Source organism: Ensifer sp. ENS02, from assembly GCF_014851885.1.
Classification (GTDB): Bacteria; Pseudomonadota; Alphaproteobacteria; order Rhizobiales; family Rhizobiaceae; genus Ensifer; species Ensifer adhaerens.
In genome coordinates this window covers 478,059-492,568 of sequence record NZ_JACVAO010000003.1, presented here as the reverse complement: position 1 = coordinate 492,568, position 14,510 = coordinate 478,059, and the positions used below count along the sequence as shown (strand labels likewise).

Below are 14,510 nucleotides of genomic sequence, written 5' to 3'. Positions count from 1 at the left end.
GTCCTGCACCACCAGATGGCTATAGGATTTGTGGTAATCAACGCCGATATGGTAATCATAGGACGCAGTCATGCTTCCAACTCCCGTGTTGAGATCTCCAAAACCCCAACAGGATAAGCCGAAAGGCCGGAAGCGTGGCTGTCCCTCAATCATCACCTGCATCTCAGTGATCCGTTCTCTCAGCGGACGCGGTCTCTTTCATGCCACCTCCTTGGGCTTAACGGGTTGATGGGGGTCAGGCGCTGGCGGACGATTTGCGCTCGTTGATCGCCAGAAAGGCTTCGGTTCGCGCCCATACGCTGCCGTCATCCTTGGCGTTGAGGTCATCCAGGATGCTGGCGATGGTCACGCGCCTGAGTTCGGTGCGGTAGGCCTGCTCGGCTCTCAGCATCGCGACATTGATGGTGCAGGGCGCGGTCGGCTTGCAGGCATAGGGATTGGGACCGCGCAGCCGGATCTCGTTGCAGCGAAACGCCGGCTCCGGGCCTTCGACCGCAAGCACGATATCGAGCAAGGTAATCTTTTCCGGCGTCTTCGCGAGCCGGTAACCGCCCTTAGGACCCGGAACTGCCTCCAGCAGTCCGGCACCGGACATCGCCTGCAGGTGCTTCAAGAGATAGCTCGTAGAGACGCCATGGAACTCGGCAAGAGCGGCCGCCGACAGGGTGCTGCCGGGCTGAAGACAGCTCAGCATCGTCACGCTGTGAATGGCCTGCTCGACCCCGTCACCGAGTTTCATGGGCGGCTCCTTAATCGTGGATAATTTTTATCTATGATTAGACCGCGAGTCAATGCCTGTGATTGCACCCATCGGACAGGCTTCTCTTTTGGCGGATTTGATCTACCTTTGTTCTCCGTGAACAGGATCGATTCCAGAGAGCCGCAGGGCGATGCCCTGACCCTGCCCGCTCCCTTTCTGCGCTGGTTCGGCGAGAAGGGCTGGCGGCCGCGTGCGCACCAGCTGGAGCTGCTCGCCCGCGCCGAGGCCGGGGAAAGCACGCTGCTGATCGCTCCGACCGGCGCCGGCAAGACGCTCGCCGGCTTCCTGCCTTCGCTGGTCGATCTCACCCGGCGCGGCAAGATCCCGCCGGGCGCAGCCTTCGTCGGCATCCACACGCTCTACATTTCGCCTCTGAAGGCGCTCGCCGTCGATATCGAGCGCAACCTGATGAAACCGGTCGGCGAAATGGGACTGCCTGCGCGCGTCGAAAACCGTACCGGCGATACGCCGACCGCCAAGCGTCAGCGACAAAAACTCAATCCGCCCGACATTCTGCTGACGACGCCGGAGCAACTCGCGCTGCTGCTCGCCAACGGCGAGGCGCAACGCTTCTTCAAGGACCTGCGCTACGTCGTCTTTGACGAGCTGCATTCGCTCGTCACCTCCAAACGCGGCCATCTTCTCTCCCTCGGTCTGGCGCGGCTGCGCCGGCTGGCGCCCGGCCTGCAGACGATCGGCCTTTCGGCAACGGTCGCCGACCCGATGGATCTGCGGCGTTGGCTGGCGCCGCAAGAGCCGGACGCGCACAACCATGCCGGTCTCGTCCAGGTCCAGGGCGGGGCCAAGCCGCAGATCTCCATTCTGAAGACCGAGGAGCATGTGCCCTGGGCCGGGCACTCGGCACGCTACGCCATCGCCGATGTCTACGAAGCGATCAAGGAGCACGGCACCACCCTGCTCTTCGTCAACACCCGCAGCCAGGCGGAGCTGCTCTTCCAGGAGCTCTGGACGATCAACGACGACAACCTGCCGATCGCGCTGCATCACGGTTCGCTCGACGTCGCCCAGCGCCGCAAAGTCGAGGCGGCGATGGCGGAGAACCGCCTTCGGGCGGTCGTTGCGACCTCGACGCTCGACCTCGGCATCGACTGGGGCGATGTCGATCTCGTCGTGCATGTGGGCGCACCGAAGGGCGCGAGTCGCCTTGCCCAGCGCATCGGCCGCGCCAACCACCGCATGGACGAACCGTCGAAGGCGATCCTGGTGCCGGCCAACCGCTTCGAGGTGATGGAATGCCAGGCCGCACTCGACGCCAACTATATCGGCGCGCAGGACACGCCACCCGTCGGCAAGGGCGCTCTCGACGTGCTCGCCCAGCACGTGCTCGGCATGGCTTGCGCCGCGCCTTTCGATCCGCTCGCATTGTTCGATGAAATCACCACCGCCTCGCCTTATGCGACGCTCGCCTGGGAGACCTTCGAGCGCGTCATCGATTTCGTTGCCACCGGCGGCTATGCGCTGAAGACCTACGAGCGCTATGCCCGCATCCGCAAGACCAAGGACGGGCTCTATCGCGTCTCCAATCCGCTGGTGGCGCAACAGTACCGGCTGAATGTCGGCACCATCGTCGAATCGCCGATGCTCAACGTGCGTTTGGTCAAGCGCAACGCGCGCGGCTCGCTTGGCCGCGGCGGCATGCCGCTCGGCAAGGTCGAAGAGTATTTTCTCGAAATGCTGTCCCAGGGCGACACCTTCATGTTCTCCGGCAAGGTGCTGCGTTTCGAGGGCATCCGCGAAAACGAGTGCCTGGTCAGCCAGGCCTTCACGTTCGATCCCAAGGTGCCGAGCTATGCCGGCGGCAAGTTCCCACTCTCGACTTACCTCGCCGAGCAGGTCCGCAGGATGCTTGCCGATCCGGCGCGCCGGGCAGCGCTGCCGGAACAGGTGCGCGACTGGCTGTCCTTGCAGAAGGACGTCTCGATGCTGCCGCGCGAGGACGAGCTTCTGATCGAGACCTTTCCGCGCGGCAGCCGCCATTACATGGTCATCTATGCCTTCGAAGGGCGGTTGGCGCACCAGACGCTCGGCATGCTGCTTACCCGCCGGCTCGATCGCGCCGGGCTGAAACCGCTCGGTTTCGTCGCCACCGATTACTCGCTGGCGGTCTGGGCGCTCGACGACCTCGGGGCCACCTTCGAGCTCAGGCGCGGCGCACTTGCCGATCTCTTCGACGAGGACATGCTCGGCGACGACCTCGAAGCGTGGCTCAACGAATCCTTCCTGCTCAAACGGACCTTCCGCAACTGCGCCGTCATCGCCGGCCTCATCGACCAGCGCCATCCAGGCAAGGAAAAGACCGGCCGGCAGGTGACGGTCTCGGCCGACCTCATTTACGACGTATTGCACGCGCACGAGCCGGATCACCTCCTGCTCGAAGCGACCCGCAACGATGCGGCGACGGGGCTTTTGGACATCGCCCGCCTCGGGGATATGCTGAAGCGAATCAAGGGCCACATCACGCATCGACGGCTCGACCGGATCTCGCCGCTGGCGGTGCCCGTCATGCTGGAGATCGGCAAGGAAATGGTCCAGGGCGAAGCGCAGGACTTCCTGCTGTCGGAAGCCGCCGACGACCTGATCCACGAGGCGATGGGCGGTCTGGATGTGGATTGATAGGAAAATGGTTTCGAGAATGAGCAGTCTGTCGATATCGGCGGGTTACCCCCCTCTGGCCGGCAGGCCAGAGGGGGGTATTATCCTCGCAACACAACGTGCGAGACCGTGACCATGCACCGCCTCGCCCACGCCCTCTCGGCTCAGACGACTGCCCCCCTCCTCCATGCCCAGACAATCGTCAACGGCGTCATCGCGATCTGCGATCCGCTCGGTAGCCTCTACCTGCCGGAGACGGGCACGCTGGTCGTCTCCGACCTGCATCTGGAGAAAGGCTCCGCCTTTGCCCGCCGCGGCATGCTTTTGCCGCCTTACGATACGCTGGCGACGCTGCGCGTGCTTGAAGCGGCGATCGCGCGGCACGACCCGAAGTTCGTCATCAGCCTCGGCGACAACTTCCATGACCGCGTCGGTTCGGCGGCAATGCCCGATGATTTCCGGCACATGATTGCCGCCATGGCGCATGGGCGCGAATGGCTCTGGATCAACGGCAACCACGACCCGGACGGCGCTTTCGGCCTGCCGGGCGCCTCGATGGACGAACTTGGCCATGCGGGCCTGACCTTCCGGCACGAGCCGAAGCGCGGCGATGCCGTCGGCGAGATCGCCGGGCACCTGCATCCGGCTGCAACGGTGGTAAGACGGGAAAGAGCGGTGCGCCGCGCCTGTTTTGCGACCGATGGCACGCGCATGCTGATGCCGGCTTTCGGGGTCACCACTGGCGGGCTCGATCTCAGGCACCGGGCGATGACCGGCCTCTTCGACCGCAGCAAGCTTGTCGCCCATATGCTCGGGCGCGACCGGATCTATTCGGTTCGCTTTGCCAATCTCATCGCCTGAAGAGGGCGGGGAAAACGGCGCGGCTCTCCCGCGCCGGGGATCCGCCGGTAATCAGAAGGCGTTGAAGGTCAGCGTCGTCAGCGAGCGCGAGATGCCCGGCACCGTGGCAATGTTGTCGTTGATGAACTTGCCGATGTCCTGGCCTTCTTCGATATAGACCTTGATGATCAGGTCGTAATCGCCGCTCGTCGAATACATCTCCGAAACGATCTCCTTGCGGTAGATCTCGTCGGCAACCTCGTAGGTCTTGCCGGGAGCGCACTGCAACTGGACAAAAATCGGTTTCATCGAGCTTCCTCTGTTTTTTATTTGCCACGGCATGCGCTGATGAAACGCATGCGGCATGCCTTTCCATAGCGCTCCGGCGCGCAAAAGGAAACGTCGGCGAAGATCGCCGGTCACTATTCCTTGCGGAAGATCACGCTGGCGCCCCAGCCGGTGATGACGGCGAGCAGCACGGCCATGAGGCCATAGAGCAGCGGCTGCTGGTGTGCCGCCTGGGTGATGAACTGTTCCAGGCCGGTTTTGACGACACGCAGCGGCAGAGCCTTGGCGGCGACGAAGACGCCATCGCGGAAGAGATAGGCGCGAACCACATGCACGCCGTTCGGCACGTTGGCCGGCAAGCGCACCGAGGCCTTGAAGAGGCTGGAGCTGATGAACTGCACGCCGCCGGGATCGCGCTCGTAGACGCCGCTGGTCTCGCGGATGCGGCGGAAGGCATTGCGGAATTCGCCGAGATTGCTGCCGTCACCGACGAAGCCGAGCGGCACCAGCCGCATGTGGTCGACGCCGATGCCCATGTTGCCCATCTCGCCGGGCGGCGCGATCGTCTCGATATCGCGCGTCGACGACAGCGAATAGGATTCAGGCACCAGCTCGAAGGTCATGGAGCTGGTGTTCACCCAGATGCCGAAGACGCGCTCCTTCTTACGCACCGTCGCGTTGTCCTTGGGCCCTTCGAGGCTGACGACGATGTTGTAGCGACCCTGAGCCAGCAGGCCCTGATCGAAGCCGTCGACGGCGCCGAAGATCGTCAGGTCGGCGCCGCGGAAATCGGAAGTGATGGCGATCTCGTCGGTCGAGATGCCGATCTCCAGCTTCTCGGTGAAATCGGCATTCTCGTCCTGGATGGCTGCCTGCGCCGGGGCGGCGAAAGCGAGAACAAGGAGAGCGAGAGCTGTGCGGGCGAGGCGGATCATCAGAAACCGAACCCCGCGGATACGACCGAATAGACGTCCTTCGGCGGAATGATGAGCTCGATTGCCAGACGGATGCCGACGGCAAGAACAAGCAAGGCCAGCAATGCGCGCAGCTGTTCGCCGCGCAGCTTCTGGCCGACGCGTACGCCGTATTGGGCACCGATGACACCGGCGATCATCAGTACGAAGGCGAGCACGATATCGACGGTGTAGTTGGTCGAAGCCTGGACGATGACCGTGTAGGCCGAAACGAAGATAATCTGGAACAGCGACGTGCCGACGACGACGTTGGTCGGGATGCGCAGGAGATAGATCATCGCCGGCACCATGATGAAGCCGCCGCCGACACCCATGACCGAGGTCAGGATGCCGATGCAGAAGCCGAGGGCGACAACCGGGATGACGCTCAGGTAGATCTTCGATTTCTTGAAGCGCATCTTCAAGGGCAGGCCATGCACCCAGTTGTGCTGGCCAGGGCGACGCAAGGTCGTCTGCTGGTTCTTGGCCGCCTTGCGCATGGCGACGACGCTCTCCCAAAGCATCAGGCCGCCAACGGTGCCGAGCAGCACGACGTAAAGCAGCGAGATCACCAGGTCGAGCTGGCCGAGGCGACGCAGCAGCGAGAACAGCCAGACGCCGACGGTCGCGCCGGCAAGACCACCGCATAAGAGCACCGTGCCGAGCTTGATGTCGATCGTGCCACGCCGGAAATGCGTGATCGCCCCCGAAATCGACGAGGCCACCACCTGGTTGGCACCGGTCGCCACCGCTACGACGGGAGGAATATTGTAGAAGATCAGGAGCGGGGTGATCAGGAACCCGCCACCGACGCCGAACATGCCGGACAGAAAGCCGACTGCGGCGCCCATACCGAGAATGATGAGTATGTTCACCGACAACTCTGCGATGGGCAGATAAATCGACACGCCGGGACCTCGATATGCCAACGGCCCGCGATGCGGGCGAACCAGTCAGTGTGGCAATCAAATCACCACGATTGAGGGAATATTCGAAGGGCCGGCACCTCTCCCGAGGGCGAGGCGGCCTCCGTCATGCACTCCTGCAGCGTTGCGCTTCCGCCAGGACGTGCCAAGGCCACGAATCGGACCTTGATTGCTGCATCGGCTCTTCCTTAGCCCGATTCCGATTAAGGAATTATGCAGCAGCCCGAGATTTCAACCTTTTCAGCCACATGGCGGATGGCTGCGCCACCCGCAACCCGTGTCGCCCGGCTCTGCGGCTTTATTACGGCGCAAGGCCCAAGGGTCAGGAATTGCGCTTCAGCAATTCCTTGACCAGCTGCTCGGTGATTTCGCCCGTCGGCTCCTGGCCGACCGACTTCTGGAAGGCCTTGATGGCGGCGACGGTCTTCTTGCCCATCTGGCCATCCGGTTTGCCAGCGTCAAAGCCGTTGTTGTTGAGGATCGCCTGGATGTTGCGGACCGCCTTGCTCATGTCGACGCTGGCGGTCTTGTTGGCCGGGCCAACCCAGGCATCCGGAACGTCGACGCTGTTTGCCTTGGCGTCGACCGGTTCAGCCTTCCAGGCTTCCGCCTTGGCCTTGGCGCTTTCGAGCTGCTCCGGCTTCATCGCCTTGGCAACTTCGTCGCGCTTGGCGCCGGCATCGAGGTCGCCTTCGCGGGCAGCCGCCGAGAACCACTTGTAGGATTCCGTCAGGTCCTGCGGCACGCCGTTGCCACGGGCATAGAGAACCGCAAGGTTGAACTGGCTGTCGCGGATGCCGAGCTCGGCCGCCTTCGCAAACCACTTCGTTGCCTCGTTGAAGTCAGGCGCGCCATCGCGGCCGCTTGCCAGCATCACCGCGAGGTTGTGCATGGCGCTGGCGTTGCCCTGGCCAGCGGAAGCGATATAGAGCGCCTTCGCCTTCGCCGCGTCGCGCGTCACGCCGGTGCCCTTCTCGTAAAGGGTCGCGAGGCGGTACTGTGCCGGCACGACACCAGCATCGGCGGCGCGCTGATACCATTTGGCGGCTTCAGCCATGTTTTCCTGAACACCACGGCCCTCGGTGAATCGCACGGCGATTTCGTAGAAGGCGAGCGGGTCGCCGCCCTTGGCCGCGGTCACCAGCGCGACCGGACCGAAACCTTCCGGCAACACGACGTCGGTGGGCACAGCGGCAGCAGCTGTCGTCGCCGGCGTCATCGCGGCGCCATCGGCCGGCGCGCTGGCAAGCGAAGCGTTCGCCACCGGCGTCGCTGCGGCCGGAGCCGGCTGGAACTCGGTGACCGGCGTCTTCGTTTCGGCGACCGGCGCAAGCATCGGCGCCTTGTCTTCGGGCGTTGCAAAGGTGGTCGTCGGCACGGTCGTTGCCGTCACCGCGATCGAGGCCTCGGGAGGCTTCACGGGCGTTTCGACGGAATCGAGCGGCGTCGCAACGGCCGTCTCAGACGCGGTAACCGGTGCTTCCTGCGCCGCGACGGTCGTGCCCTGCACCAGATGGTCGTCGGCGGCCTTGAACTCGGCTGCCTGCGGAGTGACCGTCTGCTCGATGACCGCGACCGGTTCGACCGGCATCTCGTCCTTGTTCAGCATCGAGCTGACCAGCGGGTAAGACATGATCGCCAAAAGGACGGCGCCGACGGCCATGAGGATCGGCCGGCGATGGCGGGCGAAGGCGCCGCCGATGCCGGACGTCGCGGCCTTGTCGCCGGTCTTGTTGAGGGTGTCGGTCTCTTCGACGGCAAGCTGCGCGGCGCGGCGAGCGGCGGCGATGAAATCCGATTTGTCGCCATCGGCCGGCTGGATGCCTGCCTTGTTCATCTGCCCGGCGCGCACGCGTTCCAGGATCTTCTTCACGTCGGGAACGCCGGAGCCCGGCTCGAGCAGCTGGTTTGCTTCTTCCGGAGCGAGCATTTCGGAGGGATCGATCGACGGGGTCGGCTCGACGAGCTTGCGTGCCTGTTCCGGTTCCGGTTCCGAGCGCTTGCCGGAAAAGCGCCGGGTGAGGCCGGCGAGCAGGCCGGTGCGGGCGGCGGCAGCCGGCTCGCGCTCTTCTTCGAGCGCGACGGTCGAAATCTGCGCATCGTCGGCAAGGGCTGTTGCCGGTTCGGCGGGTTGAACCGCGACGGCCTGGTCCTCTGCCTGGAGGGCACGGACATTGCGCTGCAGGTCGTCGTAGCGATCATCAAGATCGCCGCCACCGAAGGGGTCGTGGAACTCCGGCTGCGCGGCGCGCGGCATCTGAGCCGCTTCGCGCACCACCGCCATGGCAGGCTGCGCCGCCATTGCCGGCTCGCGGTTTTCGATGCGCTCCAGCTTGTCGGCAATGTGGACGAGCGTTTCGTGCAGCGCCTCGAAGGTGCGCGCGGTCCGCTCCTCGCTGGAACGGCTCAAGTCCTCAAGCGTCCTCAAGTCTTCGGCAAGCGCCGAGATCGCGGCCAGATCGCCACCGGCGGAGGCGTGCGAAGGGCCGTTCTTGGAATAGGCTTCCATCACAGCTTCGGCGGCCTGGCGCGCGGCTTCCACGATGTACTCGTCGCTGGTCGAGAAATAGTCCTCGAGCGCGGTCATGCGGCTTTCGTAGTCGACGGGCATGGCGCTTTGGGCGACGTCCGCCCGCGGCTGGCTGACCAGCGTCGACAGGTTGGCAATCTGGGCTTCAAGGTTCTGAAGTGCCGCGCGGTCGTCGAACGGCGCGGCGTAGGTCTCTTCCAGACGCTGCGCGATACCGACCAGGCGATCTTCCAGCCGGTCGAAACGCGGATCGGACGCGGGCTGGGCGCCATGGGCGTCAAGCTCGTCGATCCGGCGGGCGAGATAGTCCAGCCGTTCGGCGAGCGCGTCGTTGACGCTGCCCTGGTCGAGAGCTTCGATCTTGCGGGAAATGTCCGACAGGTAATCGTTGAGGTCCGACTGCGCGGTCCTGCTGCTGCGCTCCATCATCAGCGACAGCTGGTCCAGCCGCTCTTCCAAGCGGGCAGCCGCCTTTTCACCGGCGAGATCCTCGACCCGGACGGTCAAGGCTTCGAGGCGCGCACCGAGCCCACCGTCGTTCGGGCGCGACAGGCTGTCGATCTGGCGGGAGAGATCGCCAAGCCGGCTTTCCAGGCGATTGACAAAGCCGGAATCCAGCCCGGACGTCGTGCGAGTGTTGGCCGCGATGGCGCGGCTGATTTCGTCGAGACGGCTGTCGAGATCGGCAAACTGCGAGACGAGGCGGCGATCGTCCGGCTGGATCTGGCGACCGAGCATTTCGATCGCCTGGGCGACGGCGATCAGCTTGTCTTCCAGCGCGTCGACGGCGGAGCTTCCCTGGAGCGAGCCGATCTGCAACTTGATTTCGTCCAGGCGATAGGCGAGCGCGACCAGTTCGTCGTCGCGGTTCTGATCAAAGGCGATCAACCGGTCTTCGACACCGCTCCAGCGGTTTTCCATCCGGCGCATGCTGTCTTCGCGCGCGAGACCGTCGATCATCGCGCGCAGGTCGTCAAAATCGCCGCGCAGCGCATCGGCCTGGGCGGGCGATGCCTGGCGGCCGAGATGCTGGATGCTGTCGGCAAGGCGCTGCATGTCGCCGCGCACGTCTTCGGCAAAGCTGTGATCCTGCGCCTGCGCCTTGATGCCGCGAATTTCGGAGCGCAGCGAATTCATCTCGCGCGTCAGGCCGTCAGTGATGTCGCGCTTCAGGTCCTGGCGCAAACCGACAAGCGCTTCGGCGATATCGTTGACCGCGGAGGCGGGCCGCGGAGGTTGGCTGTGAAGCGGTTGCTGGCGCGACTCTTCGACGTAACGATCGGAGATCGGGCGCTCGGAAACAGGTCGTTCGGGGGCATAACGTTCCGGCTCGCGCTGCGGCATCCGGTCGCGAAGCGTCGGGCGCTCGCGCGAGGTGCTGAGGCTGCGCTGGCGCTGCATGATTTCGGCGACGGCATCGCGGGGCGAGGCCGTTTCCCGCACGGGTTCGCGGGCGGGCTGGCGCTCGGGCGGCCTTGGCGCCGGGTCGCGGGCCGTGCCGCTCATCAGGCCTTCGATCCGCGCCTCCAATCCTTCGATGGTGCGGTTCAAGGCGTCGAGCGACGGCCGCTCGCTATAGGACTGGCTGCCTGCGCGCTGAGGATTTGATCGCAATCCGCTCATGTTGTTCTTCGCCCCTGTCGTCGGCCATCTCGAAAGTCGTCACGGAAGAAAACTGCTTTCTTCACCCCTGTGGCGCTTCCGACGCGGGCAAAACTACAACGATGCGACGCCAGGACAGGTTGCAGCTTTGACCATCTCAACACGCACCTTTCACGAAACGTGGTAAACAAGCGGTTAACCTGCGGATGATTTTTTAACGATTTGGCAGGATCGTGCGAAGTTGAGGCGCCGCGGTGCCTGCATCTCCCCCACACACCACCAAACTGCACGACACGCAATTTTTGACGTTTACGCAAACGTCAAAATTTTGTAGCATCCGGCCAACGATGCGAGACCGCCCCGGAGCATCCCGCTGTCCCGTGGAAGCACGGGAGGGAGACGATGCCCTGGAATCAATGAGGATGGCGGCGCATCCGGCATCCTGCAACCGGGCGTCGACGACGAGAGACGGCAGCCCGAAGCACCAAAGGCGAGGAAAGAATGCCCATCTACAAGGCTCCGGTCGACGATACCCTCTTCATCCTGAACGACGTGCTCGGCATCGAGCGCTACAACAACCTGCCCGGATTTGCCGATGCGACGCCCGACATGATCGAAGCGATCGTCGGCGAAGCTGCCAAGCTTGCCGAAGAAGCCCTGTTTCCGGTCAACCTTTCCGGCGACCAGGAAGGCTGCAAGCGTCGCGACGACGGTTCGGTCAGCGTGCCGAAGGGCTTCAAGGAAGCCTTCGACCTGTACCGCGAAGGCGGCTGGCTTGGCCTTGCCGTGCCCGAAGAATTCGGTGGCCAGGGCCTGCCCTATACGCTGCACACCGCCGTCGGCGAATACATGTCGTCGGCCAACATGGCACTGACCATGTATCCGGGCCTCACCCAGGGCGCGATCGCCGCGATCCTCGTGCATGGCACGGACGAGCAGAAGCAGGCCTACCTGCCGAAGATGGTTGCCGGCACCTGGACCGGAACGATGAATCTCACCGAGCCGCATTGCGGCACGGACCTCGGCCTCCTGCGCACGAAGGCAGTGCCCACCGGCAACGGCGCTTACAAGATCTCCGGCCAGAAGATCTTCATCTCTGCCGGCGAACACGACATGTCGGACAACATCATCCATCTGGTGCTCGCCCGCATTGAGGGCGCGCCCGAGGGTGTGAAGGGCATTTCACTGTTCATCGTACCGAAGTTCAAGCTTGATGCCGCCGGCGAGCCGGGCGAACGCAACGGCGTTTCCTGCGGCGCGATCGAACACAAGATGGGCATCCACGGCAACTCGACCTGCGTCATGAACTATGACGAGGCCGAAGGCTATCTCATCGGCACGGAGAACAAGGGCCTCAACGCCATGTTCGTTATGATGAACGAGGCGCGCCTCGGCGTCGGCCTGCAGGGCCTTTCGATTGCCGAAATCGCCTACCAGAATGCGGCCAACTACGCGCGCGACCGCATCCAGGGCCGTTCGCTCTCCGGCCCGAAGGCGCCAGACAAGAAGGCCGACCCGATCATCGTGCATCCGGACGTGCGCCGCACCCTGATGACGATCAAGGCCTTCAACGAAGCCGGCCGCGCCTTCACGCTCTGGACCGCGCTCAAGTCCGACATCGCCCACCGCTCCGACAATGATGCCGACCGCCAGACGGCCGACGACGTCCTCGGCCTGATGACGCCGATCCTGAAGGGCGTACTCACCGACAAGGGCTTCGACCATGCCGTCATGGCGCAGCAGATGTTCGGCGGTCACGGCTACATCGAAGAACACGGCATGAGCCAGTATGTCCGCGATGCCCGCATAGCGATGATCTATGAAGGCGCTAACGGCATCCAGGCGCTCGACCTCGTCGGCCGCAAGCTGGGCCTCAACGGCGGCCGCGCCATCATGGCGCTGTTCAAGGAGATCGGCGATTTCTGCGAGGAAAACCGCAGCAACGAAAAGCTCGCCGCCTATACCAAGGCGCTGAAGAAAGGCCTCAACGACCTGCAGGCGGCCACCATGTGGTTCATGCAGAACGCGATGGCCAAGCCCGACAATGCCGGCGCCGGCTCGACCGACTACATGCACCTCTTCGGTCTCGTCGTCCTTGGTTACATGTGGGCGAAGATCGCCAAGACGGCGCATGAAAAGCTTGCCTCTGGCGAAACGGCGCGCGCAGACTATCTGAAGAACAAGCTGATCACCGCGACCTTCTTCATGGAAAGGATCCTGCCGGAAACGGCCCTGCGCAAGGCCCGCATAGAAACCGGCGCCGACACGCTGATGGCGCTCGATGCGGCCGCTTTCTAATCCCGCCGCGGGTTCAATCTAAAATGTTTTGACGGGCAGCACCTGACGGTGCTGCCGAAAGGGAGATGAGACATGACGAAAGTCTTCGTTTACGACCACGTGCGCACACCGCGCGGCCGTGGCAAGAAGGACGGATCGCTGCACGAAGTGCCGTCCGTTCGCCTGGCAGCCAAGATGCTGGAAGCGGTGCGTGACCGCAACGACCTCGACACCTCGACCGTGGACGACATCATCATGGGTTGCGTCGATCCTGTGATGGACGCAGGCGCGGTGATCCCGAAGGCTGCCGCCTTCGAAGCCGGTTATTCGACCCGTGCGCCTGGCATGCAGATTTCACGCTTCTGCGCCTCCGGCCTCGACGCCGTCAACTTTGGCGCAGCCAAGATCGCCCAAGGCGCCGACGACATCGTGATTGCCGGCGGCGTTGAATCGATGTCGCGCGTCGGCCTCGGCATGTCGGGCGGCGCCTGGTTCATGGACCCCTCGGTCAACCTGCCGGCCTTCTTCATGCCGCAGGGCGTTTCGGCCGACCTGATCGCCACCAAGTACGGTTTTAGCCGCGACGACGTCGACGCCTATGCGGTCGAAAGCCAGAAGCGTGCGGCGCACGCCTGGGAACAGGGCTACTTCAAGAAGTCCGTCGTGCCCTTCAAGGACCAGAACGGCCTGACGATCCTCGACCGCGACGAGCACATGCGTCCAGGCACCGACATGCAGGCGCTCGCCTCGCTCAACCCGTCCTTCCAGATGCCGGGCGAAATGGGCGGCTTCGAAGCCGTCGGCATCCAGGCGCATCCTGAAATCGAGAAGATCAACTACGTGCACCACGCCGGCAACTCCTCGGGCATCGTCGATGGCGCTGCTGCCGTGTTGCTCGGCTCCAAGGCCGGCGGCGAAAGCATGGGCCTGAAGCCCCGCGCCCGCATCCGCGCCTTCGCCAATATCGGCTCCGACCCGGCACTGATGCTGACCGGCCCGGTCGACGTCACCGAAAAGCTTCTGAAGCGCGCCGACATGAAGCTGTCGGACATCGACCTCTTCGAGCTCAACGAAGCCTTCGCGGCCGTCGTGCTGCGCTACATGCAGGCCTTCGACATCCCGCACGACAAGATCAACGTCAACGGCGGCGCGATCGCCATGGGCCATCCGCTCGGCGCAACCGGCGCGATGATCCTCGGCACCGTGCTCGACGAACTGGAGCGCCGCGATCTCAACACCGCGCTCGTCACGCTCTGCATCGGCGCCGGCATGGGCACGGCCACGATCATCGAAAGGGTCTGACGATGGACGTGATGCGCCGCACCCTTCTCGGAGTGATGGGCCTGGGGCTGCTTGCAGCCGCGGGCTGCGTCTCCGACGAGGAGGAAGGCGGCGACAGCTTCACGCTCACCGGTGCGATCTCCAATGTCGCGAGCGGCCCGGTCCCGGCCGGCACCGTCACGATCCGGCTCGAAGAGCAGGGCGTGATGGACGTCGCCGCCAAGCTGATCGCCGAGACTTCGGTTGTCAGCGACGGCAAGGCCACCCGCGTGCCCTTCGTGCTGCAGGTGCCGAAGCCCGAACTCGACAAGGCTGTCGATGCGGGCTTCAGCATCCGTGTCGAGCGCGACGGCCGGTTGATCGCCACCAACACCAGCAAACAACGTTACAGCGGCGGATCGAATGTCTCGCTGCAGATCGAACCCATTCTCTACTGAGGG

The 14,510-nt window shown here is 64.0% G+C and carries 10 protein-coding genes and 1 pseudogene; 5 read left to right on the top strand and 6 right to left on the bottom strand.

Annotated features, from left to right (window positions below):
* Positions 1-162 (bottom strand): annotated as a pseudogene (locus IB262_RS35895) (IS110 family transposase); the annotation flags it as partial.
* Positions 163-235: 73 nt separating this feature from the next.
* Positions 236-739: an Rrf2 family transcriptional regulator gene (locus IB262_RS09675; protein ID WP_060522333.1), complete on the bottom strand. Its 504-nt coding sequence runs from the start codon at positions 737-739 to the stop codon at positions 236-238.
* A 108-nt stretch (positions 740-847) separates the two neighbouring features.
* Between IB262_RS09675 and IB262_RS09670 the strand changes: the two genes are divergently transcribed.
* Positions 848-3,394, top strand: coding sequence for a ligase-associated DNA damage response DEXH box helicase (locus IB262_RS09670; RefSeq protein ID WP_162728664.1), 2,547 nt, complete (start codon positions 848-850; stop codon positions 3,392-3,394).
* A 114-nt stretch (positions 3,395-3,508) separates the two neighbouring features.
* Complete coding sequence (gene pdeM / locus IB262_RS09665; protein WP_192493524.1) at positions 3,509-4,234, top strand: ligase-associated DNA damage response endonuclease PdeM; 726 nt, start codon at positions 3,509-3,511, stop codon at positions 4,232-4,234.
* A 51-nt stretch (positions 4,235-4,285) separates the two neighbouring features.
* On the opposite strand, the gene IB262_RS09660 is transcribed toward pdeM, so the two are convergent.
* From IB262_RS09660 to IB262_RS09645, 4 genes are all read right to left on the bottom strand, one after another.
* The gene (locus IB262_RS09660) at positions 4,286-4,522 is read right to left on the bottom strand and encodes an Lrp/AsnC ligand binding domain-containing protein (RefSeq protein ID WP_034797129.1); all 237 of its coding nucleotides are present in this window, start codon (positions 4,520-4,522) and stop codon (positions 4,286-4,288) included.
* Positions 4,523-4,635: 113 nt separating this feature from the next.
* Complete coding sequence (locus tag IB262_RS09655) at positions 4,636-5,436, bottom strand: TIGR02186 family protein (RefSeq protein ID WP_060522335.1); 801 nt, start codon at positions 5,434-5,436, stop codon at positions 4,636-4,638.
* Positions 5,436-6,362 carry a sulfite exporter TauE/SafE family protein gene (locus IB262_RS09650; protein WP_034797131.1) on the bottom strand — a complete coding sequence of 309 codons (927 nt, stop codon included), beginning with the start codon at positions 6,360-6,362 and terminating at the stop codon, positions 5,436-5,438. Before IB262_RS09650 ends, IB262_RS09655 begins: the two co-directional genes overlap by 1 nt.
* Positions 6,363-6,702: 340 nt before the next feature.
* A complete protein-coding gene (locus tag IB262_RS09645) occupies positions 6,703-10,533 on the bottom strand; it encodes a peptidoglycan-binding protein (RefSeq protein WP_112974850.1) in 3,831 nt (1,276 codons plus the stop codon).
* Between the two features lie 480 nt (positions 10,534-11,013).
* Here IB262_RS09645 and IB262_RS09640 point away from each other — a divergent pair, with 480 nt between their 5' ends.
* The 3 genes from IB262_RS09640 to IB262_RS09630 all read left to right on the top strand — a co-directional run bounded on the left by IB262_RS09640 (position 11,014) and on the right by IB262_RS09630 (position 14,507).
* A complete protein-coding gene (locus IB262_RS09640; RefSeq protein ID WP_112974849.1) occupies positions 11,014-12,810 on the top strand; it encodes an acyl-CoA dehydrogenase C-terminal domain-containing protein in 1,797 nt (598 codons plus the stop codon).
* Positions 12,811-12,882: 72 nt separating this feature from the next.
* Complete coding sequence (locus IB262_RS09635; protein ID WP_034797134.1) at positions 12,883-14,091, top strand: acetyl-CoA C-acetyltransferase; 1,209 nt, start codon at positions 12,883-12,885, stop codon at positions 14,089-14,091.
* An 11-nt stretch (positions 14,092-14,102) separates the two neighbouring features.
* Positions 14,103-14,507, top strand: a complete 405-nt coding sequence (locus IB262_RS09630; RefSeq protein WP_168711196.1) for a YbaY family lipoprotein — start codon at positions 14,103-14,105, stop codon at positions 14,505-14,507.
* Positions 14,508-14,510 lie beyond the last annotated feature (3 nt).